The sequence below is a fragment of the Rhizobium sp. R86522 genome, from assembly GCF_042466255.1.
Classification (GTDB): Bacteria; Pseudomonadota; Alphaproteobacteria; order Rhizobiales; family Rhizobiaceae; genus Allorhizobium.
Genome location: NZ_JAXHBX010000001.1, coordinates 4038623 through 4064199, shown reverse-complemented (window position 1 = coordinate 4064199; position 25577 = coordinate 4038623). Strand labels below are relative to the sequence as shown.

The 25577-nt window shown below is 61.4% G+C and carries 23 protein-coding genes and 2 riboswitches; of the genes, 17 read left to right on the top strand and 6 right to left on the bottom strand.

Annotation, left to right across the window (positions count from 1 at the left end; genetic code table 11):
• Positions 1–7: 7 nt before the first annotated feature.
• The 3 genes from SJY08_RS19650 (at position 8) to bfr (ending at position 4513) form a co-directional block, all read left to right on the top strand.
• A complete protein-coding gene (locus SJY08_RS19650; protein ID WP_377277727.1) occupies positions 8–3358 on the top strand; it encodes an error-prone DNA polymerase in 3351 nt (1116 codons plus the stop codon).
• Between the two features lie 120 nt (positions 3359–3478).
• On the top strand, positions 3479–3802 hold the full coding sequence (locus SJY08_RS19645; RefSeq protein ID WP_054150236.1) for a (2Fe-2S)-binding protein: 324 nt from the start codon (positions 3479–3481) through the stop codon (positions 3800–3802).
• A gap of 225 nt (positions 3803–4027) precedes the next feature.
• Positions 4028–4513, top strand: a complete 486-nt coding sequence (bfr, locus tag SJY08_RS19640) for a bacterioferritin (protein ID WP_054150235.1) — start codon at positions 4028–4030, stop codon at positions 4511–4513.
• A 100-nt stretch (positions 4514–4613) separates the two neighbouring features.
• Here the strand turns inward: bfr and SJY08_RS19635 are convergent, their stop codons facing one another.
• Positions 4614–5453 carry an AAA family ATPase gene (locus SJY08_RS19635; RefSeq protein WP_377277724.1) on the bottom strand — a complete coding sequence of 280 codons (840 nt, stop codon included), beginning with the start codon at positions 5451–5453 and terminating at the stop codon, positions 4614–4616.
• 364 nt (positions 5454–5817) lie between these two features.
• Here SJY08_RS19635 and SJY08_RS19630 point away from each other — a divergent pair, with 364 nt between their 5' ends.
• The 4 genes from SJY08_RS19630 (at position 5818) to SJY08_RS19615 (ending at position 8823) form a co-directional block, all read left to right on the top strand.
• Positions 5818–6108, top strand: a complete 291-nt coding sequence (locus tag SJY08_RS19630; RefSeq protein WP_054150233.1) for a hypothetical protein — start codon at positions 5818–5820, stop codon at positions 6106–6108.
• Positions 6072–6209 carry a hypothetical protein gene (locus SJY08_RS19625; RefSeq protein ID WP_171901578.1) on the top strand — a complete coding sequence of 46 codons (138 nt, stop codon included), beginning with the start codon at positions 6072–6074 and terminating at the stop codon, positions 6207–6209. Before SJY08_RS19630 ends, SJY08_RS19625 begins: the two co-directional genes overlap by 37 nt.
• A 123-nt stretch (positions 6210–6332) precedes the next feature.
• Positions 6333–6986, top strand: a complete 654-nt coding sequence (locus SJY08_RS19620) for a thiamine diphosphokinase (protein WP_069042794.1) — start codon at positions 6333–6335, stop codon at positions 6984–6986.
• Between the two features lie 4 nt (positions 6987–6990).
• Positions 6991–8823 (top strand): ABC-F family ATP-binding cassette domain-containing protein, encoded by a 1833-nt coding sequence (locus tag SJY08_RS19615; RefSeq protein ID WP_069042793.1) that lies wholly within the window; start codon positions 6991–6993, stop codon positions 8821–8823.
• 19 nt (positions 8824–8842) lie between these two features.
• On the opposite strand, the gene SJY08_RS19610 is transcribed toward SJY08_RS19615, so the two are convergent.
• Complete coding sequence (locus tag SJY08_RS19610) at positions 8843–10591, bottom strand: ABC transporter ATP-binding protein/permease (protein ID WP_377277720.1); 1749 nt, start codon at positions 10589–10591, stop codon at positions 8843–8845.
• 175 nt (positions 10592–10766) lie between these two features.
• Positions 10767–10883, top strand: a riboswitch (TPP riboswitch).
• A gap of 65 nt (positions 10884–10948) precedes the next feature.
• Between SJY08_RS19610 and thiB the strand changes: the two genes are divergently transcribed.
• The 6 genes from thiB (at position 10949) to SJY08_RS19580 (ending at position 17339) form a co-directional block, all read left to right on the top strand.
• Positions 10949–11947 (top strand): thiamine ABC transporter substrate binding subunit, encoded by a 999-nt coding sequence (gene thiB, locus SJY08_RS19605; protein WP_377278685.1) that lies wholly within the window; start codon positions 10949–10951, stop codon positions 11945–11947.
• A 6-nt stretch (positions 11948–11953) separates the two neighbouring features.
• Positions 11954–13609, top strand: a complete 1656-nt coding sequence (locus SJY08_RS19600) for a thiamine/thiamine pyrophosphate ABC transporter permease ThiP (protein WP_377277718.1) — start codon at positions 11954–11956, stop codon at positions 13607–13609.
• Positions 13599–14342, top strand: coding sequence for a thiamine ABC transporter ATP-binding protein (gene thiQ, locus SJY08_RS19595; protein ID WP_377277716.1), 744 nt, complete (start codon positions 13599–13601; stop codon positions 14340–14342). The genes SJY08_RS19600 and thiQ overlap by 11 nt, the downstream gene beginning before the upstream one ends.
• Positions 14343–14565: 223 nt before the next feature.
• Positions 14566–16092 carry a M48 family metalloprotease gene (locus SJY08_RS19590; RefSeq protein ID WP_069042790.1) on the top strand — a complete coding sequence of 509 codons (1527 nt, stop codon included), beginning with the start codon at positions 14566–14568 and terminating at the stop codon, positions 16090–16092.
• A 174-nt stretch (positions 16093–16266) separates the two neighbouring features.
• Complete coding sequence (locus tag SJY08_RS19585; protein WP_069042789.1) at positions 16267–16719, top strand: MarR family winged helix-turn-helix transcriptional regulator; 453 nt, start codon at positions 16267–16269, stop codon at positions 16717–16719.
• Positions 16716–17339 (top strand): cysteine hydrolase family protein, encoded by a 624-nt coding sequence (locus tag SJY08_RS19580; protein WP_377277714.1) that lies wholly within the window; start codon positions 16716–16718, stop codon positions 17337–17339. The genes SJY08_RS19585 and SJY08_RS19580 overlap by 4 nt, the downstream gene beginning before the upstream one ends.
• Before the next feature lie 105 nt (positions 17340–17444).
• Here the strand turns inward: SJY08_RS19580 and SJY08_RS19575 are convergent, their stop codons facing one another.
• Both SJY08_RS19575 and leuB read right to left on the bottom strand, forming a co-directional pair.
• The gene (locus SJY08_RS19575; protein WP_054151352.1) at positions 17445–18317 is read right to left on the bottom strand and encodes an RNA polymerase factor sigma-32; all 873 of its coding nucleotides are present in this window, start codon (positions 18315–18317) and stop codon (positions 17445–17447) included.
• A 315-nt stretch (positions 18318–18632) separates the two neighbouring features.
• Positions 18633–19745: a 3-isopropylmalate dehydrogenase gene (gene leuB / locus SJY08_RS19570; RefSeq protein WP_153763265.1), complete on the bottom strand. Its 1113-nt coding sequence runs from the start codon at positions 19743–19745 to the stop codon at positions 18633–18635.
• A gap of 177 nt (positions 19746–19922) precedes the next feature.
• On the opposite strand from leuB, the gene SJY08_RS19565 reads away from it, so the two are divergent.
• A complete protein-coding gene (locus SJY08_RS19565) occupies positions 19923–20855 on the top strand; it encodes a pyridoxal-phosphate dependent enzyme (protein WP_377277711.1) in 933 nt (310 codons plus the stop codon).
• A gap of 58 nt (positions 20856–20913) precedes the next feature.
• Here SJY08_RS19565 and leuD read toward each other — a convergent pair whose 3' ends face one another.
• Together leuD and SJY08_RS19555 are read right to left on the bottom strand one after the other, a co-directional pair.
• Entirely contained in the window at positions 20914–21519 is a 606-nt protein-coding gene (gene leuD / locus SJY08_RS19560) for a 3-isopropylmalate dehydratase small subunit (RefSeq protein WP_377277709.1), read from the bottom strand.
• Between the two features lie 164 nt (positions 21520–21683).
• Positions 21684–21914 carry a hypothetical protein gene (locus SJY08_RS19555; protein ID WP_054151356.1) on the bottom strand — a complete coding sequence of 77 codons (231 nt, stop codon included), beginning with the start codon at positions 21912–21914 and terminating at the stop codon, positions 21684–21686.
• A gap of 110 nt (positions 21915–22024) precedes the next feature.
• Between SJY08_RS19555 and SJY08_RS19550 the strand changes: the two genes are divergently transcribed.
• From SJY08_RS19550 to metA, 3 genes are all read left to right on the top strand, one after another.
• Positions 22025–22945: an HpcH/HpaI aldolase/citrate lyase family protein gene (locus tag SJY08_RS19550; RefSeq protein ID WP_377277706.1), complete on the top strand. Its 921-nt coding sequence runs from the start codon at positions 22025–22027 to the stop codon at positions 22943–22945.
• Complete coding sequence (locus tag SJY08_RS19545; RefSeq protein WP_069042784.1) at positions 22942–23148, top strand: DUF1737 domain-containing protein; 207 nt, start codon at positions 22942–22944, stop codon at positions 23146–23148. The genes SJY08_RS19550 and SJY08_RS19545 overlap by 4 nt, the downstream gene beginning before the upstream one ends.
• 1242 nt (positions 23149–24390) lie before the next feature.
• Positions 24391–24468, top strand: a riboswitch (SAM riboswitch).
• A 91-nt stretch (positions 24469–24559) separates the two neighbouring features.
• Positions 24560–25489, top strand: a complete 930-nt coding sequence (gene metA, locus SJY08_RS19540) for a homoserine O-succinyltransferase (protein WP_377277704.1) — start codon at positions 24560–24562, stop codon at positions 25487–25489.
• Positions 25490–25577 lie beyond the last annotated feature (88 nt).

The window sequence follows — 25577 nt, the reverse complement described above, 5'->3', positions numbered from 1 at the left end:
CGTGACGATGCAGAGGTTTTACGAAATCGGATTGCGCAGCAATTTCTCCTTCCTCGACGGCGCATCCCATGCCGAGGAACTGGTGGAACGAGCGCTGTTTCTGGGTCTTTCGGGCCTTGGCCTCGCCGATCGCAACACGGTCGCCGGTGTTGTCCGTCTGCATGCCGCTGCAAAATTGAATGGTCTCGAATTCCGCCCCGGCGCCCGCCTCGTCTTCGACGACGAAACGCCTGAACTTCTCGCCTATCCCTTGAACCGCAAGGGATGGGGCAATCTCTGCCGTTTGCTGAGCGAGGGAAATCTGCGCTCGAAAAAGGGGGTTTGCACGCTATGGGAAAAGGATCTTCTGGCATGGTGCGAGGATCTTCTGTTCATCGCCATGCCACCTCCGTTGTCGAGCCATGCCGATGTCGAAACCTTCGAAACCCGGCTCGCCTCTCTCCGCCCTCGCCTGGCGGGTCGTCTGTATCTCGCCCTCGTTCCCCGTCATGATGGTGCCGACCAGAGGAATTTCGCGGAGCTGAGTGGGATTTCGAAACGGCTCGGTCTTCCCCTGATCGCCACCAACGACGCCCTTTACCACGGCCCCGAGCGCAAGCCGGTTGCCGATGTGGTCGTCGCAATCCGCGAGCATGTGACGATTGCCGAAGCCGGGCTCCGCCTGCACGCCCATGCCGAACGACACCTGAAAAGCCCAGAGGAAATGGCCCGGCTGCTGAGGGCCTGGCCGGAGGCCCTGGACAACAATATCAACTTCTTTAGCCGGCTTCATTTTTCTCTCGATGAATTGTCGCACCAGTACCCCGATGAGATCTTCGACGGAGAACCCCCGCCTCTGGCCCTCCGGCGGCTGACCTATGAAGGCGCGCGCAACCGCTATCCGGAGGGCATTCCACAAAAGGTCCTCGGTCTCCTCGACTACGAACTGAAGCTCATCGCGGAGAAGCGCTACGAACCCTACTTCCTGACCGTCTACCGGATCGTCTGCCACGCCAGGGAGGCAGGCATTCTCTGCCAGGGCCGGGGCTCGGCCGCCAATTCTGCCGTCTGTTTCTGCCTCGGCATCACGGAAGTCGACCCGCAGAAGACGACGCTGCTGTTCGACCGCTTCATCTCGACGGAACGCGACGAGCCGCCGGATATCGATGTCGATTTCGAGCATGAGAAGCGGGAGGATGTGATCCGCTTCATCTACGAAACCTATGGTCGACAGCATGCCGCCCTGACAGCGGCCGTCATCAGCTATCGCGCCCGGTCCGCAGGCCGCGAAGTGGCAAAGGCCTTCGGCATGTCCGAGGATGTGCAGTCCGCCCTTGCCGGTTCGATCTGGGGCTGGTGGACCAGCGATTTCACCGAGGAGCAGGCAAAGGCTGCCGGCCTCGACCTCAAGGATGCCACGACCCGGCGCGTGCTTGATTACGCCCAGGCCTTGCAGGGCTTTCCCCGCCATCTCTCCCAGCATGTCGGCGGCTTTGTCATCACCCGCGACCGCCTCGACGAGGTCGTTCCGATCATGAACACGGCTGACGGACGCTACATGGTTGAATGGGACAAGGACGATCTCGACACGTTGAAGATCCTGAAGATCGATGTCCTGGCGCTTGGCATGCTCACCTGCCTCGCCAAGGCCTTCAAGCTGCTGTCCGCCCATTATGGCGTCGAGGAGACACTCGCCTCGATTAACGAAGACCAGCGCCCTGAAGTCTATGACATGATCTGCCGCGCCGACACGATCGGCGTCTTCCAGATCGAAAGCCGCGCCCAGATGAGCATGCTGCCGCGGCTGAAGCCGCGCAAGTTCTATGATCTGGTCATCGAGGTGGCGATCGTCCGGCCAGGCCCTATCCAGGGCAACATGGTCCATCCTTACCTGAAGCGGCGCGAAGACCTGCTGGCCGGCCGGCCGATCGACTATCCGAGCGATGAACTGCGCACCGTGCTGGAGCGCACGCTGGGTGTGCCCCTTTTCCAGGAACAGGCGATGCAGATCGCCATTACCGCTGCCGGCTTCACCCCGGGAGAAGCCGACAAGCTGCGCCGTGCCATGGCCACCTTTCGCCGCACCGGCCAGGTCTCCAGCTTCCAGAAACGCATGATCGAGGGAATGGTGACCAATGGCTACGATCCTGAGTTCGCCGCCCGCTGCTTCAGCCAGATCGAAGGCTTCGGCGAATACGGCTTCCCCGAAAGCCATGCCGCCTCCTTCGCCCTGCTCGTCTATGTCTCCTGCTGGTTCAAGGCCTTCTATCCGGATGTCTTCTGTGCCGCGATCCTGAATTCACAGCCCATGGGCTTTTACGCCCCCGCCCAGCTCGTGCGCGATGCCCGTGATCACGGCGTCGATATCCGCCCGGTCGACATCAACCACTCGACCTGGGACTGCCTGCTCGAAGGGGAAGAGGCGGGCGGCTTCGATCCAACCCGGATCGCCAGCCGTCACCGGTCCATGGCCGGCGTCATCAGGTCGAATAAGGCAGTTCGCATCGGATTTCGCCAGATCAAGGGCATACCGAAGGAGGCCATGGATATCCTCGTTGCAAGACGGGGTGCCGGTTATGATTCCGTTCGCGACTTATGGCTGCGCACACGACTTGCCCGCCCCGTCATCGAGAAACTCGCCGATGCCGACTGCTTTTCCTCTCTTGGCTTGTCGCGTCGCGAGGCCCTCTGGGCGGCTCAGGCCCTGGATGGAGAGGCGGCCGTCGAAGTCCTGCCGCTCTTCGAGGCAGCCCCACAGGAAAATCTGCAGCACGAGGCGGAAATGATCCTCCCCCGCATGTTGCCGGGCGAAGAGGTCTTGAGTGATTACCGCAGCCTGACCTTCTCCCTGAAGGCCCATCCCGTTTCATTCCTTCGTCAGGCCATGCAGCGGGCCGGCCTCAAATCGGCAACCGATCTCGAAGGTCTTTCCCATGGCGCCAAGGTTGAGATTGCAGGCTTAGTCCTGGTCCGCCAACGACCCGGTTCGGCAAAGGGTGTCATCTTCATGACGCTGGAGGACGAGACGGGCACAGCCAATGTCATTGTCTGGCCGAAGGTGTTCGAACGTTACCGGCCGATCGTCATGGGCGCGCGCCTGGTCGCCCTGCGCGGACGCCTGCAGAAGGCGCATGGCGTCATCCATGTGGTCGCAGACCATCTGGTCGATGCAAGCTCCAGGCTCGGTCTGCTGCTCGAAGAGCTAAAGACCTTCGACACGCTCGCCCATGCGGATGAAGTTCGTCGCCCGGGCGTCGATCAGCGACAGGCGAAACGGGAAAAGGTTCCGCGTCTCCCTCCGCCGGCCGCCCCTCCGCCCGGCCATCCTCGCCGCAGCGCCATGGCGGACCTGATGCCGAAAGGACGCAACTTCCATTGACGGTACGACACCTCGAGGAGCGATCACATCTGATGCCCTATCCGCGATTTTTCTTGACAAAGGCCATCTGGTTTACGACAAAGGCGACAGTGAATGTCATGTTTGACGAGTGCCCCGTCCATGCTGGTCTGCAGCTGCAATTACATCACCGACAAAGACATCAAGTCAGTCATCAACGAGATGCTGGACGAAGACTGTTGGCAGTTGATTGTTCCGGGCAAGGTTTACCACGCCATGAACAAGCGTGGCCGCTGCTGCGGCTGTTTTCCGAATGTCGTCGACCTGATCATTCGCACCACCGAAGAATATCACGCCCTTCGTCAGACCGAAGAAACCAAGGTCATCAACTTCATGGAACGCCTCAAGCAGTTCCACGAGGAGCAGAAGGCAGCGCTGGCCGAACGGCGCCAGGCAACACTGACGGCCCGACACGCTGCCGGCTGAGACGCCTGCATCGGCATCGGCTGCCCACCTAGGCCGCCAGAACCATTTCCCTACCCGTCACGCCCCAGTTCTCAGACACCATGCAGATGGGAATCTGCCCTGTCGATCCGGTCGCTGAAACCTGCGCGTCACCGCCAAGAATTAGAATACTTCTAAAAAAGGCTCGACAGGCGACAGCGCTGGCGCTAGAGTTGCGTCATTCAATTCATACAAGGGACGAACATCATGAAGGGTGATCCGAAGGTCATTGAACGGCTCAACGAAGCGCTGTTCCTCGAGCTCGGTGCGGTCAATCAGTACTGGCTGCACTACCGCCTGCTGAACGATTGGGGCTACACGAAGCTCGCCAAGAAGGAGCGGGCCGAGTCGATCGAGGAAATGCAGCACGCCGACAAGATCATCGATCGGATCATCTTCCTCGAAGGTCACCCCAACCTCCAGACGGTTGCACCGCTGCGCATCGGCCAGAATGTCAAGGAAGTGCTCGAAGCTGACCTCGCAGGCGAATACGACGCCCGCACCTCCTACAAGGCCTCGCGCGACATCTGTTATCAGGCAGGCGACTATGTCTCGATGAAGATCTTCGAACAGCTGTTGATCGACGAGGAAGGCCATATCGATTTCCTCGAGACCCAACTCGAGCTTCTCTCCAAGATCGGCGAAGAAAAATACGGCCAGCTCAACGCGGATTCCGCAGACGCTGCCGAGTAAACCGCCACCCACTCTTCCAGAAAGCCCCGCTTGCGGGGCTTTTTTCGTTTGTGCGAATTTACACTACCGCGGCTCTCAGCGTCTCCGCGCAGCCGCGAACTCAGCGATCCCGGCGGGCCATGAAGGCGAGGCGCTCGAACAGATGCACATCCTGCTCGTTCTTCAGAAGCGCGCCATGCAGCTTCGGCAGGGCATTCTTCGCCTCACCGCGCAGATCGGCTGGGTCGACGTCCTCGGCGACGAGCAACCGGATCCAGTCGAGCGCCTCCGAGGTAGACGGCTTCTTCTTCAGCCCAGGGGTCTCGCGGATCTCGTAAAACTGGGTCAGCGCGTTGCGCAACAACGTCTTCTTGATCCCGGGATAGTGAACCTCGACGATCCGCTCCAGCGTATCTGCCTCGGGGAAGCGGATGTAGTGGAAGAAGCAGCGCCGCAGGAAGGCGTCCGGCAGTTCCTTCTCGTTGTTCGAGGTGATGATGACGATCGGTCGGATCTTTGCGCTGACCGTCTCCCCGGTCTCGTAGACGTGGAACTCCATCCGGTCGAGTTCCTGCAGCAGATCGTTGGGAAACTCGATATCCGCCTTGTCGATCTCGTCGATCAACAGCACGCATTTTGTGTCCGTGGCAAAAGCTTGCCAGAGCTTGCCCTTGCGGATATAGTTCTTCACGTCATTGACGCGCTCATCGCCGAGCTGGCTGTCACGCAGGCGCGAGACGGCATCATACTCATAGAGCCCCTGCTGCGCCTTGGTGGTCGATTTGACGTTCCACTCCAGGATATCGAGCTCGAGCGCCGCAGCCACCTGTCGGGCAAGCTCGGTCTTGCCGGTTCCCGGTTCTCCCTTGACGAGCAAAGGCCGCTCCAGCCGGATCGCGGCATTGACCGCAATCATCAGATCCTTGTCTGCCACATAGTCTGCGGTACCCTGAAACTGCATCGTATCTGAGCCTCGTTCATCTTCGGCGGCAAAGTAATGACGCATCTGACCGGGTGCAAGCACAGGTGCGGCTTTAGCCCGTTTACCAGAAATAGCTTGTATTTTCCCGGCAATCTGACAGGCTGTATTCCATGAACGCTGATGCGTGTCCGTCTGCAAGTGCCCCATCCGCAAGGACGGAATTTCGGGCTCCGGACATCACCGACCTTCTCCTCGACCCCATATTCGCAGTCTGGACCAATTGGTCCGGCCGCAATGCCTCGTATAACGGCAGGCTCCTTTAGACCGGCGGGACGTTTTGTCCGACCCGCAAGTCACAAGGATGTCTGTCCCGACCGCAGCCTCCCAGCTGCAGGAGATCCCCATGACCAGACACCTGTATTCCATCGGCGACACAGTGACGCTGAAAGATGGCCCCGTCCGCCTCGCCCGCAGCAATGGCTCCTGCAAGGTGCTCGCGACCCTTCCCGAGACCGGGGGAAGCCGCCAGTACCGCGTCCGCTTCGAGAGCGAGAGCTTTGATCGCTGCATCGCAGAAACGGATATTGATCCCAGCCGCAGCAAGGCATCCGCCCGGACGACGGCTCCTGCAAACACCCCGAAAAAGGAAAGCACATCATGGCTAAAGGCCAACAGCGTTCGAACCGCGAAGTAAGAAAGCCGAAGCAGGACAAGTCCAAGCCGGCGGCGACCCCGGTTTCGACCTTCACCACGCAGATCAAGAGTGCAGAGGCCGCTTCTCCCAAGAAGCGCTGAAATCGCTCGACCCGGACCGTGCCTGAAACGGCTGGTCCGGGGAGCCGTTCGACAAGCAGCCAAGCACAGTCTGCGACGCATTCGCCTTTCCCTTTTTGGCGAAGATGCGCTAAGGGCTGGCGCATGACCTCGACCTCTTTCACCCTTCTTCTCGGCGGAAGCCTCGCCGTTACCGACCGCCTGCGGGCGCTGACCGAAGGAAGCCGCGTGATCGCGGCCGATGGCGGCATGCGCCATGCAGTGAACCTGGGCGTCACTCCAGAGCTCTGGGTCGGAGACTTCGACAGCAGCGACAGCGAATTGATCGCCCGTTTTCCGACCGTGGAACGCCGCAGCTATCCGGCGGCAAAGGCCGTCACTGACGGGGAGATCGCAGTCGCGGAAGCGATCGCGCGGGGCGCCAGCCGGCTGATCTTCGTCGGCGCACTCGGCGGCGAACGGTCCGATCACGCGCTGCAACACTATCTGAACGCCCTCGGCCTGGTCGAAGACGGTTACGAGGTGGTCCTGACCTCTGGCGAGGAAGAGGCATATCCCTTCGCCGAGGACAGTGAACTGGCTCTCGAAATGCCCAAAGGCGCGCTTTTCTCGGTGCTCGGCTTCACCACGCTCGAAGGACTGACGATCCGCAACGCACGCTATCCTTTGCAGGACTTCAGTTTGCCCTTCGGCTCATCGCGCACGATATCCAACATCGCCGAAGGACCGATCTCGGTCTCACTGTCCCGCGGCCGGGCGATCCTGCTTGCCCGCCCCTACGATCTTTCCGGAGCCTGAAGCCTTGGCGCCTCCCATTCTGAAACTTGACGATATCCAACTCTCCTTCGGCGGAACGCCTTTGCTTGCCGGTGCCGGCCTGCAGGTGGAGCCTGGCGACCGCATCTGCCTGGTCGGCCGCAACGGTTCTGGCAAATCAACGCTGATGAAGATTGCCGCCGGCCTCGTCGAAGCACAGTCCGGCGAAGTTTTCCGCCATCCGTCCTCGACCATCCGCTACCTGGAGCAGGCGCCTGATTTTGCGGGTTATGCAACGGTCCAGGCCTATGCCGAGGCGGGATTGGGACCGGGCGACGATCCCTATCGCGTCACCTACCTGCTCGAACATCTCGGCCTGACCGGCCAGGAAGATCCGACCCGTCTCTCTGGTGGGGAAGCCCGCCGCGCGGCCCTTGCCCGCGTGCTCGCGCCCGAGCCAGACATCCTGATGCTCGACGAGCCGACCAACCATCTCGACCTGCCGACCATCGAATGGCTGGAAGGCGAATTGTCAAAGAGCCGCAGCGCGCTTGTCCTGATTTCACACGACCGTCGTTTCCTCGAAAAGATCTCGACCGCCACCGTCTGGCTCGATCGCGGCCAGTCGCGCCGGTTGAACCGGGGCTTCGCCCATTTCGAGGAATGGCGTGACCAGGTGCTCGAAGAGGAAGAGATCGAACAGCACAAGCTGGGTCGCCAGATCGAACGCGAAGAACACTGGCTGCGCTATGGTGTCACCGCGCGCCGCAAGCGCAACATGCGCCGTCTCGGCAATCTTCAGGCGCTGCGCGCCAACTACCGGGGCCACAAGGGCCCGCAGGGTACGATCCAGGCATCGGCGACCGAAGGCAAGGAAAGCGGCAAGCTCGTCATTGAGGCCGACAAGATCATCAAGACCTATGGTGATCGCGCCATCGTTGCGCCCTTCTCGATCCGTGTCCATCGCGGCGATTGCATCGGTCTGATCGGCCCGAACGGCGCGGGCAAGACGACGCTTCTGAAGATGCTGACGGGTCAGCTGGAACCGGACGAAGGCCTGGTGAAGCTCGGCACCAATCTGGAGATCGCCGTACTCGACCAGAAGCGCGAGGATCTCAATCCCGACGATACGCTCGCCCACTACCTGACCGACGGCCGGGGTGACAACCTTCTGGTCAATGGCGAGCAGAAGCATGTCACCGGCTACATGAAGGACTTTCTGTTCCAGCCGGAACAGGCCCGCACCCCGATCCGCAACCTCTCGGGCGGCGAACGCGCACGCCTGATGCTGGCGCGGATCATGGCAAAGCCCTCGAACCTCCTGATCCTCGACGAACCGACCAACGATCTCGACATCGAGACACTCGACCTGCTTCAGGAAATTGTCGCCGGCTATACCGGTACGGTCATCCTCGTCAGCCATGACCGTGACTTCCTCGACCGCACCGTGACCTCGACCATCGCACCGGCCAACCCCGACGCGCCCGACGGTCGCTGGATCGAATATGCAGGCGGCTATTCCGACATGCTCGCCCAGCGCAAGGGCGTCGAGGACGAACGCAAACGCGTTGAAAAGGCCGAAAAAGCCAAGGCGCAGGAAGCCTCGGGCGGCAAGTCCGCCGATGGCGGATCGAAGGGCAAGGGCAAGCTTTCCTTCAAGCAGAAATTCGCGCTCGAAAATCTGCCGAAGGAAATGGAAAAGGCCGAGAAGGAGATCACCGCGCGCGAAGCCAGGATGGCCGATCCCAACCTCTTCACCAAGGACCCGGCGACGTTCAACAAGCTCGCCGCCGAAATGGAAAAGCTGCGTACCGACATCACGCGCATGGAAGAGGAATGGCTGGAGCTCGAAATGCTGCGTGAAGAACTGGAGGGCTGAGGCTCTCCGGCTTTCGGCTTCAGGCCCGCGTCTCTCCTGATCTCTCCAGATGCAACGCCCGCGCACCGGTGGCAGTGGCGAAAGCCATGGAACGTCCCAGGTAGATCAGGGTCGTCCCCGCAAGTTCCGTCGACAGGATGTTCATGAGCCGGCTCTCGGTTTCCGGCTCCAAACCTTCCAGCACATCATGCAAGACCAGCCAGCGCGGCTTTCTGAGCAGGATATTGGCAAAGGACAGCGCCATCTGCTGGTCCTTGTCCAGGATTCGCTCCCACCGGGCTCGCTCGTCGAGACGGCCGGCCAACTCGGCCAGTCCCACGAGCTGAAGCACGCCCGTCATGTCTGCATCGGTGAAACGCGCCGAGGCGACGGGATAGGCGAGCAGGCTGCGCAGCCTGCCCTCCGGCAGATAACCCGATTGCGGCACGAAGATGATGTCCGACTCGGCCGGAAGGGCGATCCTACCTTTGCCGAAGGGCCAGAGCCCGGCCATGGCATGGAACAATAGCTTGCGATTAACGCCCTGATCGCCATTGATCATCACGCGGTCCCCCGCCGCGATGATCACCGCGCGCTCACGAAAACGAAACGCCGCTTCGGAGCCTTCTGCGGTGACACGGGTGCGGATTTCCAGGTCTTCCAGTCTGAGCGTGCCATCCTCGCTGCGCGTCAGCTCCACTTCACCGGCGCCGTTCTGTCTGTCGCCCATGCTGGTCAAGGCGGCGCGAAACACCGTCACCCGCATCAGCGCCGCCCGCCAGTCGGCGATGGCCCCGAAATTGTCGACATACCAGCGAAGCGCCGAATAGACTTGCGTGAAGGCCGCGGCCGCCATCATCAGACCGCCGAACGTGATGGTGCCGGCGAAATAGGCGGGCGAGGCGATCAGGATCGGCACGATGATGGCAAGCCAGCCGAAGCCTCCTGTCACCCAGGTGAGATTGGTCAAGGCCAGAGCCAGGTGACGGATCGAGATGAGGACCCCGTCGAGCGACTGATGAATGTGGCGGCGTTCGGTCTCATCGCCATGCGCAAGCGCAATCGCCTCCAGGTTTTCATTGGCACGCATCAGCGAGAAACGCAGATCGGCCTCCCGGGCATAACGTTCGGCATTCAGGTTCGAAAGGCTGCGCCCGACCACCTGGCTGAGCAGCGATGCGAGAAGCGCGTAGATAAGCGCGCCCCAGACCATGTAGCCGGGGATCTGGAAACGGGTCTCACCGATCTGAAAGGTGAAGTCGCTGGAAAGACTCCACAGCACCCCGATAAAGCTGACCAGCAGGATCGTCGCATTGAACAACCCGATAGACAGAGACGTGGTCATTTCCGCGAGTTTGCGCGCATCCTCATGCAGGCGTTGATCGGGGTTGACCCCGAGCGGGCTCGACACGGAGAGCCGATAGGCCCGCGCACCATTCAACCACTGGTCGACGACATCGCGCGACAGGCCCTCGCGCATGGAAAGCGCGGTCATCTGGTTAAGCCAGGCCTGCACGACATTGAGCACCAGCAGGGCGCCCGCAATCATCGCGAAGTTGCGCAGTTCAAGAAGAAAGGCCGGCAGGTCACGCCGTTCCAATGCGTTGTAGAAGGGCGCGTTCCACTGGTTGAGAAGCACGGTGCCATAGGCAGTCGCCAGGATCACCACCACGAGCGCAAAGGCGAAGGCCAAGATGCGGTTGCGGACGGATGATCGCCAGAAGCTGTCGACGGCCATTCCGAGCTGCCGCCGGAGGCTGCCTTCGACCTCGGCGACAAACCCGTCCATTCCGAGCCCTTCATTCGACTGCGACTTCGCCATTCGCATCACGCAAAGATAATAAATGCCTTCCCCTTATCACGTGGCTATTGACGGTTTCCTGACAGTGAACGGCGCGACCCATCGCACGCCACACCTTGCACCCTGCACCCTTGCGCTCAGCTCGCCTGCGCGCTATCTCAGGCTTGCTCTAACGGGGTGCCTTGCGATCTCACGCGATCGGGAAGGCTGAGAGGCGTCATGCCAACCCGCGGAACCTGATCCGGTTAACACCGGCGGAGGGATTAGACGCGACGACATCAGGCGCCCTATCCCGACAGCAATGACACCAAGGAGGAGGGCGCGATGCGACCCAGTACTGTTTCCATGCTCATCGGCAGCGTCTCCGCTGCGATCCTCGGCTTTGTCTCCCCGGCACTGGCCGCCGGCAAGACGCTGACCGTCTACACCTATGAGAGCTTCGTCTCCGAATGGGGTCCCGGCCCAAAGGTCAAGGAAGCCTTCGAACAGACCTGCGACTGCACCGTCAACTTCGTCGGCGTCGCCGATGGCGTGGCGCTGCTGACCCGTCTCAAGCTCGAAGGCGAGACCTCGAAGGCCGATGTCGTGCTCGGTCTCGACACCAATCTCGTCGAGGAAGCCAAGCAGACCGGCCTCTTCGAAGCCCATGGCGTTGATGCCGCCAATGTTCAGGTGCCCGGCGGTTTCAGCAACGATGTCTTCCTGCCCTATGACTACGGCCATTTCGCCGTGATCTACGACACCGAGGTCATCAAGACCCCGCCGACGAGCCTGAAGGATCTCGTCGAGGGCGATCCGGCCCAAAAGATTGTCATCCAGGATCCGCGCACCTCGACGCCGGGTCTCGGCCTGCTGCTCTGGGTCAAGTCGGTCTATGGTGACCAGGCACCGGAAGCCTGGGCAAAGCTCAAGGATCGTGTCCTGACCGTCACGCCAGGCTGGTCGGAAGCCTATGGCCTGTTCACCAAGGGCGAGGCACCGATGGTCCTCTCCTACACCACCTCGCCGGCCTATCACATGGTCGCCGAAGAGACCGACCGCTATCAGGCGGCCGAGTTCTCCGAAGGGCATTATATCCAGATCGAGGTCGCAGGCCTTCTGAAGACGGCGCCGGAAAAGGAACTCGCCCGCCAGTTCCTCACCTTCATGCTGCAGCCCGGCTTCCAGGACACCATCCCCACCAACAACTGGATGATGCCGGTCGCTGCCACATCAGAGCCCCTGCCGGACGCCTTCGGCAAGCTCGTCCAGCCGAAGACCACCTTCCTGATGGACCCGGCCGAAGTTGCGGCCAACCGTCAGGCCTGGATCGACGAGTGGCTGAAGGCCATGACGCTGAAGTAACACCGGATGCTCCGACCGCTTCACCAGTCGAGACGTCAGAGGCTGCCCGCTCTCGCGGGCGGCCTTTTGGTTTTGCTGGCCGTGGCGGCTTTCGTCGGCATCGCCCTGACCGCACTGCTCGCCGGGAGAATGACCGTCGGCATTCTGCAGGCCTTCGGCGATCCCGTCGTCCGTTCGGTTCTGTCATTCACACTCTGGCAGGCCTTCCTGTCCACGCTCCTCTCCGTCGGTCTTGCCTTGCCTGTCGTCAGCGCGCTTGCTCGACAGCCGGCTTTCCCCGGACGGATCTGGCTGATCCGTCTGATGGCGGTTCCCATGGGTCTGCCGGTTCTGATCGGCGCACTGGGTCTGATCGGTATTTTCGGCCGCAACGGCATCGTCAACGATGCCTTGGGAGGCCTCGGTCTCTCGCAGCCCATCTCGGTCTACGGCCTGACCGGAATTCTGATTGCCCATGTCTTTTTCAACCTGCCGCTTGCCACACGACTGATGCTGTCTGCCCTGGAGCGCGTGCCGGCCGAATACTGGCGGATGTCGGCAAGCCTCGGCCTCTCGCCGATCGCCACCTTCCGCTTCATCGAGTGGCCTGTCCTGGCGCGCGTCATCCCGGGGGCCGCGGGGCTGATCTTCATGCTCTGCGTGACGAGCTTCACGCTGGTGCTGATCTTCGGCGGGGGGCCTGCTGCAACGACAATCGAGGTCGCCATCTACCAGGCTCTGCGCTTCGACTTCAATCCGGAGCGCGCCGTATCGCTGGCACTGCTGCAGATCACTGTCACCGGCGTGATCCTCATCGGCCTCAGCCTGCTGCCCGCAGCCTCCGACACCGGTGTCACAAGCGGGCGCCGTTTCCCTCGTTTCGATGGCCGACGCCCGCTCGTCCGTTTGATCGACGCGCTGCTGCTCTCGCTGGCCGGCCTCTTTCTCATCCTGCCGCTTGGCCAGGTCGTCGTCTCGGGACTACAGGCAGACCTCGCTCGGCTGATATCGCAATCGACGTTCCAGCAGGCGGCTCTGACAAGCCTGCTCGTAGCGCTCGTGTCAGGCATTACGGCGACACTGCTTGCCTTTGGCGCGGTCGCAGCAAGGACCGAAATCGACACGCAGCGAAACCGGAATGTCGGCAATCGCCTCATGTCGATCGCGCTTGCCTCGCTCTCATCGCTGGTTCTGCTTATCCCGACGAGCGTGCTTGCCACCGGCTGGTTTCTCGCGCTCCGATCGAGCGGTGAGGTCGCAAGCTTCGCGCCCTTGATCGTCGCCGGCATCAATGCCCTGATGGCCCTGCCGTTTGCCGTGCGCGTGCTGGAGCCGGCCTATCGCGAGCACCGTGCGCGCACGGGTCGTCTCGCTGAAAGCCTCGGCCTGTCCGTCGCTCAGCGTCTGCGCCGCGTCGACTGGCCGGAGCTGAAACGACCATTTCTGACCGCGCTCGCCTTTTCCATGGCACTTTCCTTGGGAGATCTCGGAGCAGTCGCCCTGTTCGGCTCGGAAAACATCATGACACTACCCGCCCTCATCTATGCGTCCATGGGAAGCTACCGCAGCACGGATGCTGACGGACTTGCCCTGTTGCTCGGAATGCTGTGTCTCCTCCTCGCGCTCCTCGGAGCGCCTGGAACGCGTCAGGCAAGTGAACGGGAGGCCCCCGATGCGCGATGAGACTTCGACGGCAATCCGCCTCGATGCGGTGCGGCTGACACTCGGCCAAAGCGAGTTTTTCTTCGATTTCGGTCTCGATGCCGGCAAGATCACGGCGATCGTCGGCCCATCAGGATCGGGCAAGTCGACCCTGCTCAACCTCGTCTCCGGCTTCGAGCAACCTGAGACCGGCCGGGTCGAAATCGCCGGTCGTGATGTGACGGATCTGGCGCCGGCGGAGCGTCCGGTCTCGCTGGTCTTCCAGGACAACAACCTCTTTGCCCATCTCGACCTGTTCACCAATATCGGCCTCGGCATCCATCCTGGCATGCGTTTAACCTCCGCGGACCGCAAGGTGATCTCCGCCGCTTTGGATCGCGTGGGCCTTGCAGGCTACGAGCGGCGGCTGCCGGGTTCTCTCTCGGGCGGAGAGCGGCAGCGGGCAGCCTTTGCCCGGGCGCTAGTCCGCAGCCGCCCGATCCTGCTCCTCGACGAGCCCTTCGCCGCATTGGATCCTGGTCTGCGAAGCGCAATGGTTGACCTTCTCGCCGAACTCCATGCTGAAACATCGGCCACCGTCCTGCTCGTCACCCACGATCCGCGTGACGTCATACGTTTGGCGGACCATGTCGTTTTTCTTGAAAACGGCCATGTCGTGGTGAATGCATCGAAGAGCGATTTTCTCGCGAGAACAGATGTCACAGCCGTGCGCGACTTCCTCGGCACGACGGCAATTGCACCCCAATCGCCTTAATTTGGTCGCCCGCGCCTGCCATGCGCGTTGGGAATAGTTGTTCCTGCGGCAAGACCATTGGTCATTTGCCTCGGCGTGACTATCTTCTGGAGCGAGTGGTGTTTTCGCACTATGTGAAATGCTGCCGGATCAGCAGAATGCGGATATCGGCTGAAGGCAATTGGATGCTGCACCCGGATGTTGCCAGGTTGGCGATCGTTCGGGAACAGGGTGAAGGGGCAGGATGCAGTTTTTAAGCCGGAACAGCGCGATAGCTGCAGAGACGAATCTGCGGCGCCGGCCTTTCAGGTTTGCGTCGAGTGTCGCCGTGATCGTCTCGGCGGGCCTCGTCCTATCCTCCTGCCAGTCGCTGTTCGAGCAGGCCTACGAGCCGTCCGTTGCGCCTTCCAGCAATCCACAGATCGTCGACGAAGTGCAGAAAGGCGATCCGCGCGCCCAGATGGGTGCCCGTGAACACCCGCGCATCGTCGCATCCTATGGCGGCGAATACTCCGACGCCAAGACAGAACGCCTCGTCGCCCGCATCGCCGGTGCCCTGACGGCGGTTTCGGAAAACCCGAACCAGTCCTATCGCATCACCATCCTGAACTCGCCGGCGATCAACGCCTTTGCGCTGCCGGGCGGCTATCTCTACGTGACACGCGGCCTCCTGGCGCTCGCTAATGACGCCTCGGAAGTGGCAGCCGTTCTCAGCCATGAAATGGCGCATGTGACCGCGAACCACGGCATCGAACGCCAGCGTCGCGAAGAGGCGGAAGTGATTGCGAGCCGCGTCGTCGCCGAGGTTCTGTCGAGCGATCTCGCCGGCAAGCAGGCGCTGGCCCGCGGCAAGCTGCGCCTTGCCGCCTTCTCGCGCCAGCAGGAGCTGCAGGCCGACGTCATCGGCGTGCGCACGCTGGGTGAAGCCGGCTATGATCCCTATGCCGCCGCCCGTTTCCTCGATTCCATGGCCCGCTACAGCCAGTTCAGCTCGGTCGATCCCGATGCCGACCAGAGTCTGGACTTCCTCTCGAGCCATCCGAACGCGCCGCAGCGTGTCGAGCTGGCAAAACGCCATGCACGTGCCTTTGGTCCGGAAGGCAGCCATGGCGAAACCGGCCGCGACTATTACCTGAACGGCATTGACGGCCTGCTCTATGGCGACAGCCCCCAGGAAGGCTTCGTCCGTGGCCAGACCTTCCTGCATGGGCAACTCGGAATTCGCTTTGACGTGCCCCAGGGCTTCCAGATCGACAACAAGGTCGAGGCCGTCCTCGCCACCGGACCTGGCGATGTGGCCATCCGTTTTGACGGCGTGGCCGACAGTCAGAAGATCAGCCTGCCGAACTATATCTCAAGCGGCTGGGTAACCGGTCTCCTGCCGGATACGATCCGCACCATAACCGTCAACGGGTTGGAAGCGGCAACCGCCCGCGCCTCCGCCGATCGCTGGGATTTCGATATCACCGTCATCCGGATCGGGCCGCAGATCTTCCGTTTCCTGACGGCAGTGCCCAAGGGCAGCCCGGCTCTGGAAACAACGGCAGCCCAGCTGCGCGCCTCCTTCCGCCGGATCACGCCACAGGAAGCAGCCTCACTGAAGCCGCTCCGCGTCCGCGTGGTAACGGTCGGTTCCAACGACTCGGTCGGAACCTTGTCGGCACGTATGATGGGCACGGATCGCAAGCTCGAACTCTTCCGGCTGATCAACGCGCTCGGCCCGACCTCGACGGTCACCCCAGGCATGCGCGTCAAGATCATCTCGGAGTGACAAGGTCGCGCCCTGGCCCTCCCAGACGAATCCACGGGAAGACCGCGGATATCTGAAGGCGGCGAATGCCATATGCTCCGTTGGTGAAAGCCTGCGTGCGGGAACAAGCTCGCCTATCAGTTTGATGGCTCCCGGAATTGACAACATGAATGTCATTATGACATTGTAATTGTCATGAGAAAATCTGAACAGCTTTATCGCCTCATCTGGTTGTCGCGTCCGCTCATGCAGGCCGCGGAGGCGCGTGTCGAGAGAGGGTTGGACGGCACCGGGCTGACCGTTCGCATGCGGGCAGTACTTGAGATACTTCACGCCCATGGGAGCGCCAGCGTACCCGAACTCGCGATAAAGCTTGAGATCAAACGACAGTATGTCCAGCTGATGGTCAACGAAACGCTTGCGGCAGGCCTCACAGTCGGCCGCACCAACCCGCGTCACAAGCGATCCACGATGATTGCGCTTACCCCCAAGGGCCAGAGCCTGATCGAAGACGTCGTGATGCGTGAAAAACGGCTGGTGGAACAGCTCGGCGCCGAGATTGATGCGAGTGATATCGAGACGGCACTTCAGGTGGTGAGGATTCTACTTGAGAAGCTGAAGACCGACGGGGAGGAGCAAGCGAAGTGATAGGCCAGATCCTTACCATAGCCGCCCTTTCCGGGCTTGTTTGGCTTGCGAATGGCGTCAGAAAGATCGGTGCCGTCAGTCCCGGCATGCCTATTGGCAGCCGTCCCAGGACGGCTCTGCTCCTGATCGATCTGCAGTCCGTGTTCTGGGAAGAAGGTCCCTATGAGGACGCAGCAAAGGCGGATGCGATGTCAGCCATCCTCGCCGAAGTGGCGAAGGCGAAGGCCGAAAAACTGCCGATCATCGCGGTGCGTCAGGAGTGGTCCATCCCTTCGACAAAGATCATCGCGCGACTGACGATGAGAGGCCAAGCAATTGAGGGAACGCCCGGAACCCAGATCGCGAAGCCCTTTGAAGGGCTTGCCGAACACGTCCTTGTCAAGAGAGTTCAGGACGCATTCGAGACGGGCGAGCTGGACGAGCTTCTGGAAAGGCTCGACGTGGGTAAGCTTCGAATTGTCGGGCTGGATTTCCGATATTGTGTCGCAAAGACCGCCCTTGCCGCCCGTCAGAGGGGGTATGCAGTCGAAGTCGCCACCCGGGCGACCTTGTGCGTCAATCAAACTGCTGGTGATGAAACCCGCGGCATACTCTCTTCAAACGCTGTCATTCTGAGATAGGGCGCGCCCAGCGCCTCTTCCTTGATCAGGCCCGTCAGGCATTGAAGTTAGCATGAAAAAGCCGGCATCTCCGCCGGCCTTTTCATTGTTATCTGTGATTGCCGCTCACATTGCCATTTCAAGGCGAGCTGCACTCGGCGCCTTATCCGTGAGGGCGACTTTCAGTTTTTCCAAGGCCCGCGTTTCGATCTGGCGGACACGTTCCTTGGAAATCCCGAGCTCGGCGCCGAGTTCTTCCAGCGTTGCGCCATCTTCCGTGAGGCGCCGCGCCTTGATGATCCGGCTTTCACGCTCGTTGAGGCGGTTCATTGCATCCTTCAGCCAGCCATTCCAGCGTTCGCCATCGATGATGGACGTCACCTGCTCGTCCGGCAGCGCCTCATTGCTCTCCAGCATCTCAAGCTGTTCGGTACCTTCGCCATTGCGACCAGCTACAGGGGTCTGCAGCGAGGCGTCGTTGCCGGAGAGGCGTGCATCCATTGACTGAACGTCGGCGAGGCTGACGCCGAGCGCCGAAGCGATTTCCTGGTGTATCGCCTGGTCGGAGAGGCGATTGTCGCCCTGAGCGAGCTTGGCGCGCAGGCGACGCAGGTTGAAGAACAGCGCTTTCTGACTGGAGCTGGTGCCACCGCGGACGATCGACCAGTTGCGCAGGATATAGTCCTGCATCGAGGCCCGGATCCACCAGCCGGCATAGGTCGAGAAGCGCACTTCGCGACCTGGGTCGAAGCGGGCAGCCGCTTCGAGAAGGCCGATATAGCCTTCCTGGATCAGATCGTTAAGCGGCAGACCGAAACCACGGAACTTGGAAGCCATGGCAATGACCAGACGCATATGCGCCTGGGCGATGCGGTTTCGCGCCCCCTGATCGTCATTTTCCTTCCAGCGGATCGCGAGGTCGAGCTCTTCCTCGCGCTCCAGATAGGGCTGTGACATGGCATACTTTATGATGTGTCTGTCAGCGGATGTGGCTTTCATCGAACATCTCCATGGTCTCTCGGGACCGCTGGCCTCTCGCAGGCCTATTTGCCGGCATTGTTTGCTGAACGGTTCAGTCTCGGTCAGGTTCCAACAATGTCGAACAGGGCGGTGGTTGCATCACTCTCATCTGCTTGTCTGACCACTATTACGGGCCGCGTACGACATCGGATTTCCGCATTGGGTGCGACCTTCTGTCGAACAGGGATGATCACGGTGAAGTGAGAGAAAGAGGGCCGAGCTGGGCGCGGCGACAGGGAAACGCAAAACGGCGCGGGTTGCCCCGCGCCGTCAGATCAGAACTCAGAAGTTAGTTCAGGCGGAAAGCGCCTTGAACTCCTCCAGGATCGCATCACCCATCTCAACAGTGCCGACCTGGCGGCAACCGTCGGCCATGATGTCGCCGGTGCGGATGCCCTTGTCCAGCACATTGGCAATTGCCTTCTCAAGGCGATCGGCTTCCGTGACCATGTTGAAGGAGTAGCGCAGGCACATGGCAAACGATGCGATCATCGCGATCGGGTTGGCGATGCCTTTGCCGGCGATGTCCGGTGCCGAGCCGTGAACGGGCTCGTAAAGCGCCTTGCGCTTGCCAGTCTTGGCGTCCGGAGCGCCGAGCGAAGCGGACGGCAGCATGCCCAGCGAACCGGTCAGCATGGCAGCCACGTCGGAAAGCATGTCGCCGAACAGGTTGTCGGTGACGATGACGTCGAACTGCTTCGGCGCACGCACAAGCTGCATGCCGCCGGCATCGGCCAGCATGTGGTCGAGCTTCACATCGGAGAACTTCTCCTTGTGCGTCGCCGTCACGACCTGGTTCCACAACACGCCCGACTTCATGACGTTGCGCTTTTCCATCGAGCAAACGGCATTGTTGCGGGTGCGGGCCAGTTCGAAGGCGACGGCGGAGATACGCTCGATCTCGTAGGTGTCATAGACCTGCGTATCGACGGCGCGCTTCTGGCCGTTACCGAGATCGGTAATGGTCTTCGGCTCGCCGAAATAGACGCCACCGGTCAGTTCGCGAACGATCAGGATGTCGAGACCCTCGACCAGCTCCGGCTTCAGCGACGAGGCATTGGCAAGCGCGGGATAGCAAATCGCCGGACGCAGATTGGCGAAGAGCTCGAGATCCTTGCGCAGGCGCAAGAGGCCGGCTTCCGGGCGCACGTCATAGGGCACATCATCCCACTTCGGACCGCCGACGGCACCGAAGAGAACGGCGTCGGCGGCAAGCGCCTTGGACATGTCTTCTTCCGAGATCGCTGCTCCATGCGCGTCGTAGGCGCAACCGCCGACAAGACCTTCGTCGGTGACGAAGCCGGCGCCCTGCGCCTCGTTCATATAGGCGATGATCTTTCGAACTTCGGCCATGGCCTCGGGGCCGATGCCGTCGCCGGGGAGAAGAAGAAGATTGCGAGCCGTCATGGAAACCCTCCACTCGAAAAAGAAGTCGCGGTGTCTTACGCGCGGGTCAGGGTCATTTCAAGCGAGATAGGGCGGAAACGGTACGGTTCCGGCCATTCCAAGCAGGGGCTTCCCGGTTGACCCGGTTGTTTCCGAGGTCCAAAAGATCTGCATCCCTCCAGCATCCCCGAGTGCCCCATGCCGCTTTCTCCCCTTCATATCGAAACGCCACTCCTCCGCACGGCCGCCGACTACAGCGCGAGCGGCTTGCCTCTCTGGCTGAAGCTCGATGCCTTGCAACCTTCCGGCAGCTTCAAGCTGCGTGGGGTGGGACTGCTCTGCCAGCACGAGGTCGCCAAGGGGGCGAAGGAAATCTTCTGCGCCTCTGGCGGCAATGCAGGCATTGCCGCCGCCGTTGCCGGCAAGGCGCTCGGCGTCCCGGTGACGATCGTCGTGCCGGAAACCACGTCCGCCGAGGTTCGCACGCGAATTGCCGCGACAGGTGCCAAGGTCATGGTCCACGGGTCCGTCTTCGACGAGGCGAATGCCCATGCGGTGGCGCTCGCGGCGGCACGCAAGGCCGCCTACGTCCATCCTTATGATCATCCGCTGCTGTGGGAAGGCCACGCAACGCTCATCGACGAAGTGGTCAAATCAGGTGCGGAATTCGATTGCGTGGTGACGAGCGTCGGCGGTGGGGGGCTGCTCGCAGGCATCGTCGAAGGGCTGCGGCGCAACGGGCTGCGCGACATCCCCGTCATTGCGGTCGAGACGGAAGGTGCCGCTTCCCTGAACGCTGCCGTTCTCGCCGGGGAACGTGTGACGCTGCCGGCCATCACCTCGATTGCCAATTCGCTCGGCGCGCGCCAGGTCGCGCAACATGTCTTCGAGCTTCTCGAAACGCATCCGATTGAAAGCGTCACGGTGACCGACGCCGAGGCTGTCGCCGCCTGCCTGAAATTCGCCGATGCCCAGCGGATCCTTGTCGAGCCTGCCTGCGGTGCGGCACTGGCCGTCGCCGATGTGCATGCCGAGCGGCTGCAGCAATTCAAGGCACCGCTCATCGAAGTCTGTGGCGGGATCGGCGTATCGCTCGCAGCGCTCGAAGCCTGGCGGGCCCGTTTCTTCTAAGGCCAAAGAAAAAGCCGGGCGCGAGCCCGGCTTCATCAATTCAGCGCTTGAGCGACGCTCACGCCCAGGGGCGCTGGGCGGCGTTGGACTGCTCGAAGGTCGAGATGCTCGTTGCCTTCTCAAGTGTCAGGCCGATATCGTCGAGGCCATTCAGCAGGCAGTGGCGCTTGAAGGCGTCGATCTCGAAGGCGATCTTGCCGCCATCCGGACCCGTGATCTCCTGGGCTTCCAGGTCGACGGTCAGCACGGCGTTGGAACCGCGCGAGGCATCATCCATCAGCTTGTCCAGATCGGACTGGCTGACGACGATCGGCAGAATGCCGTTCTTGAAACAGTTGTTGTAGAAGATGTCGGCGAAGGACGTGGAGATCACGCAACGGATGCCGAAGTCGAGAAGCGCCCACGGGGCATGCTCGCGCGAGGAGCCGCAACCGAAGTTATCGCCGGCAACGAGGATCTGCGCGTTGCGATAGGCCGGCTTGTTGAGAACGAAATCCGCGTTCTCCGAACCGTCTTCCTTGTAGCGCGCTTCGGCGAACAGGCCGGTGCCGAGACCGGTGCGCTTGATGGTCTTCAGGTAATCCTTGGGGATGATCATGTCCGTGTCGACATTGACGACCGGAAGCGGTGCCGCGACACCGGTGAGCTTTACGAACTTGTCCATCAGTCTGCCTTCGATCTGGCTAATGCGCGTTTGATGCCTCGCTCCTAGAGCAAAACCGCAGAAAATTGAAGGAGAATCTTGAGGAGGCTCTATCGCCGTTTTCCAAGCGATAGCGACATCTCACCCGATGGACAGGTGAGATGATGGAGCGACCTTCGGCCAGATCAAAGATCGATGATCGTACCCTTGCCGTCGTTCCAGACGCGCACGTCATCGCGACGCTTGGCTTTCACATAGGCCGGAGCGCGCTTCGTCTTGCCCATCAGCATGCGGGCGCCGAGCGTCACGGTCAGGAGTGCGCCAATCACCAGAGTGAGCGACACCGCAAAGGCGGCGGCAAGGCCGACAAAAGCGAGGCCAACAAGGGCATAGGCGGCGGAGCGGATGTTCTGCATGATCTTGTCCTTTCGCAGTTACCAAGGTGGTCCTTAATCCAAGGCTTTGCAAGGCCCTTTCACCCAATTGTCATCTTGCGTGGGCGGGCAAAGCTTGCCAGAACTCGGCCATGACATCAGAGGCCTCCTCCTTTCGCTTCCACCACCCGTCCCGCCTGCGCCGATCCGTGCTGACGGTGCCCGCGATCAACGACCGCGCCCTGGAGAAGGTGACGGGCCTTGATTGCGATACCGTCATCTTCGATCTCGAGGATTCCGTGGCCGAAGACCGGAAGGCCGACGCCCGGCACAAGCTTCTGGAGTTCCTGGAAAATTCCGATCTCGGCCATCGCGAGCGCATCGTCAGGATCAATGCCTCCGACACACCGCATTTCCGCGAAGACATGAGGCTCGTCTTGCAGTGCCTGCCCGACGCCGTGCTGCTGCCTAAGGTCGAGGAACCGGTCACGGTGCAGGACGTGGCGGACCTGATCGGCGAGCAGGATGCGGCGGAAGGTCTCAGGATCTGGGCCATGATCGAAACGCCGCGCGGTGTGCTCAACGCGGCAGCGATTGCCTCTTCGGGGCGCACCAGCGACAGCCGGCTCGACGCCTTCGTCGTTGGGCTGAACGACCTGCGCAAGGCGACCGGCATTCCGGCAGCCCCCGGACGCACCTATCTGGTGCCCTATCTGATGCAGGTCTTACTTGCCGCCCGGGCCTATGGGCTCGACGTCATCGACAGCGTGTCGAACGATTTTCGCGACCTCGAGGCCTTCTCCGACGAATGCGCCCAGGGCAGGGCCATGGGCTTCGACGGCAAGATGCTGATCCATCCGGCGCAGATCGAACCCGCCAATCGCCATTTCGGCCCCTCGGATGCAGCGATTGCCGAGGCGCGTCTAGTCGCCGACGCCTTCTCCGACCCGGCCCATGCGGGCCTCAACGTTATCAACATCGATGGGCGAATGATCGAACGACTGCATGCCGAGGAGGCCGCCCGCCTTCTCGCCAAGCTCGCCCTGATCACTGCCAGAAAGGACAAGCCATGAAAGTCTATCGTTTTCTCACCGGCCCGGATGATTCGAGCTTCTGCCACCGCGTCACCGACGCGCTGAATAAGGGCTGGGAACTGCACGGCTCGCCAAGCCACACCTTCAACGCCGCCGAGAACAAGCTGTATTGTGGTCAGGCCGTGGTGAAGACGGTGCATGGCAAGGAATACGATCCGTCGATGAAGCTCGGCGAGCAGTGATCCGCTGGTGAGGCCCATCTCCCCCTTGGCGGGGGAGAAAGCGATTTCGATGAATTAGGCGAGCGAAAGTCGCCTAAACATCTGAAATCGCAAGAGAGGGGGTCCGTTCGGCGTGCCCGCAGCACCGATCCCCTCACCAGCAAAATCTGAAGTTTAGGTGGCTTGCGCTCACCTAAGCCTTCGATTTTGCAACCTCTCCCACAAGGGGGGAGAGGCGGGCGCGGCGGCTTCAGCTCGGGCGTATGCTGAGGTGGTGGCCTGGCCCTTCGAGGCCCGACAAGGTCGGGCGCCTCAGGGTGAGGGGAAATCTATTGCTGTCAAAAACCCCAAGCTTCGCCGCCGGTCGGGATCGCTCCCTCCGGGTGGTCTGAAATTTGTCTCGGACGAGGCGCCAGAAGCAACCTGTCTAAGTAGTTTATGTGGCTCCTTCTGGCGCCTCGTTCGGCGTCTATTCCCGCTGCATGCGTCTCTCTGGCAAGGCGGCGACGGTCCTCGTCATCCTCGGGCTTGACCCGAGGACCGAAGATTGACCGGGCGCGGGTCCGGCTGCGGCATCACCGTGAGGTGGCGCTTCAGCCTGGCCGGTGGCCCGGGAGGTTCCCGCCGGATGGTGCACCATTCCGACCGGGACCCTCGCCCGGGGGATGATCGTCTCGCCATTTGCAGCCTGGCGCTTATCCCCGCCGTTTTATTCGCCCCGCTGTCTGGATGTTCGCGACAGCATTGGCGCCTTGTCTGTGTGCCTCTGAGGCACGTCCTTCCGATCGGGGGTTTCAGGCGTCCAGCATCCGGCTGTCCACCGTCACTTCCACCCCCTCGTCCGGAGGGAGACCGTTGCAGCGGGCCGGGGATTTGGATCTGCGACAACTCTCCTCCCCGGCGCCGGCCCCGCCTCGCCTGACATCGCATCGTCAGGTGTATCCGAGGGCGGGACGGGGATGAGTCTACGAGGGTGGAAATGGGCGGGGATGAAAAAACATGTGGGGGTTTGAATTTGTTGTGGGATTTTTGAAAGTCGTCCCCCTTTTTTGGCGGTTGGCGCCGAGTTTGTGGCTTCGCCCCTCACCCTACCCTCTCCCCGCAGGCGGGGAGAGGGGGTGCAAGCGGTTGATGTCTCGGCCTTCTCCCCGCTTGCGGGGAGAAGGTGCCCGAGGGCGGATGAGGGGCAAAGCCGCAATGGGGAGGCACCAACGCCTCCATCGCCTTCCCCATTGATTCGCAACCCCGACAGGCGTAAAAGGCCTCGTGTTCCGTGGTGATTTGGCCGGCCGGCTTGCAGCCACGTAAAATAAGTCGCTAAAGGGCCGAGGCGAGTTTGAAGACTTTCCAAGGACCGGTAGCGATATAAAAGCTGCCGGTATTTTTGTTTCCGCGGTCTGAAACCGCCGTGACAAGGAAAGTCGAGAGTAAGATGCCGATCAGGATCCCCGATACGCTGCCCGCCTTTGAAACCCTCGTGCATGAGGGCGTGCGGGTCATGACCGAAACCATGGCCATTCGCCAGGACATTCGCCCGTTGCAGATCGGCCTGCTCAATCTCATGCCGAACAAGATCAAGACCGAGGTGCAGTTCGCCCGGCTGATCGGCGCCTCGCCGCTACAGGTGGAGCTGACGCTGGTGCGCGTCGGTGGCCACAAGGCCAAGAACACGCCGGAAGAGCATCTTCTTTCCTTCTACCAGACCTGGGACGAGGTAAAGGATCGCAAGTTCGATGGCTTCATCATTACGGGCGCCCCGATCGAGACCCTGCCCTTCGAGGAAGTCACCTACTGGCCGGAATTGGAGGAGATCCTTGATTGGACCGAGACCAATGTGCATTCGACGATGAATGTCTGCTGGGGCGGCATGGCAGCGATCTACCACTTCCACAAGGTGCCGAAACATGCGCTGAAGGAGAAGGCCTTCGGCGTCTATCGCCACCGCAACCTGGCGCCTTCTTCGGTGTACCTGAACGGCTTCTCTGATGATTTTCAGGTGCCGGTCTCGCGCTGGACGGAAGTCCGTCGCCAAGACATCGAGAAGGTGCCGGAACTGGAGATCCTGCTCGAATCCGACGAGATGGGCGTGTGCCTGGTGCAGGAGAAACGGGCCAAACGGCTCTACATGTTCAACCATGTCGAATATGACTCGACCTCGCTCGGCGACGAGTATTTCCGCGACAAGAATGCCGGCATTCCGATCAAGCTGCCGCACAATTATTTCCCGCACAATGACGACACGCTGACGCCGCTCAACCGCTGGCGCGGCCACGCGCATCTTCTGTTCGGCAACTGGATCAACGAGATCTACCAGATGACGCCATACGATCTGAATGAGATCGGCAAGGATCTGGCAGGCTGACAGCGACACGGGGGACGGGAGCGGATTTTGCCAGGACAGGCGGGGTCCGCTATGACAGGATGCCGCCGCCGATGAACCGAGCCATTGT

Excerpts from the sequence above, each read along its gene's own strand:
- metA (WP_377277704.1), top strand. The coding sequence starts at position 24,560 with ATGCCGATCAGGATCCCCGATACGCTGCCCGCCTTTGAAACCCTCGTG.
- SJY08_RS19625 (WP_171901578.1), top strand. The coding sequence starts at position 6,072 with ATGGCTAAAGGCCAACAGCGTTCGAACCGCGAAGTAAGAAAGCCGAAG.
- SJY08_RS19555 (WP_054151356.1), bottom strand. The coding sequence starts at position 21,914 with ATGCAGAACATCCGCTCCGCCGCCTATGCCCTTGTTGGCCTCGCTTTT.
- SJY08_RS19630 (WP_054150233.1), top strand. The coding sequence starts at position 5,818 with ATGACCAGACACCTGTATTCCATCGGCGACACAGTGACGCTGAAAGAT.
- SJY08_RS19635 (WP_377277724.1), bottom strand. The coding sequence starts at position 5,453 with ATGCAGTTTCAGGGTACCGCAGACTATGTGGCAGACAAGGATCTGATG.
- SJY08_RS19645 (WP_054150236.1), top strand. The coding sequence starts at position 3,479 with ATGCTGGTCTGCAGCTGCAATTACATCACCGACAAAGACATCAAGTCA.
- leuB (WP_153763265.1), bottom strand. The coding sequence starts at position 19,745 with ATGACGGCTCGCAATCTTCTTCTTCTCCCCGGCGACGGCATCGGCCCC.
- SJY08_RS19650 (WP_377277727.1), top strand. The coding sequence starts at position 8 with ATGCAGAGGTTTTACGAAATCGGATTGCGCAGCAATTTCTCCTTCCTC.
- SJY08_RS19565 (WP_377277711.1), top strand. The coding sequence starts at position 19,923 with ATGCCGCTTTCTCCCCTTCATATCGAAACGCCACTCCTCCGCACGGCC.
- bfr (WP_054150235.1), top strand. The coding sequence starts at position 4,028 with ATGAAGGGTGATCCGAAGGTCATTGAACGGCTCAACGAAGCGCTGTTC.
- SJY08_RS19610 (WP_377277720.1), bottom strand. The coding sequence starts at position 10,591 with ATGGACGGGTTTGTCGCCGAGGTCGAAGGCAGCCTCCGGCGGCAGCTC.
- thiQ (WP_377277716.1), top strand. The coding sequence starts at position 13,599 with ATGCGCGATGAGACTTCGACGGCAATCCGCCTCGATGCGGTGCGGCTG.
- SJY08_RS19590 (WP_069042790.1), top strand. The coding sequence starts at position 14,566 with ATGCAGTTTTTAAGCCGGAACAGCGCGATAGCTGCAGAGACGAATCTG.
- SJY08_RS19585 (WP_069042789.1), top strand. The coding sequence starts at position 16,267 with ATGAGAAAATCTGAACAGCTTTATCGCCTCATCTGGTTGTCGCGTCCG.
- SJY08_RS19545 (WP_069042784.1), top strand. The coding sequence starts at position 22,942 with ATGAAAGTCTATCGTTTTCTCACCGGCCCGGATGATTCGAGCTTCTGC.
- SJY08_RS19620 (WP_069042794.1), top strand. The coding sequence starts at position 6,333 with ATGACCTCGACCTCTTTCACCCTTCTTCTCGGCGGAAGCCTCGCCGTT.
- SJY08_RS19550 (WP_377277706.1), top strand. The coding sequence starts at position 22,025 with ATGACATCAGAGGCCTCCTCCTTTCGCTTCCACCACCCGTCCCGCCTG.
- SJY08_RS19575 (WP_054151352.1), bottom strand. The coding sequence starts at position 18,317 with ATGAAAGCCACATCCGCTGACAGACACATCATAAAGTATGCCATGTCA.
- thiB (WP_377278685.1), top strand. The coding sequence starts at position 10,949 with ATGCTCATCGGCAGCGTCTCCGCTGCGATCCTCGGCTTTGTCTCCCCG.
- leuD (WP_377277709.1), bottom strand. The coding sequence starts at position 21,519 with ATGGACAAGTTCGTAAAGCTCACCGGTGTCGCGGCACCGCTTCCGGTC.
- SJY08_RS19600 (WP_377277718.1), top strand. The coding sequence starts at position 11,954 with ATGCTCCGACCGCTTCACCAGTCGAGACGTCAGAGGCTGCCCGCTCTC.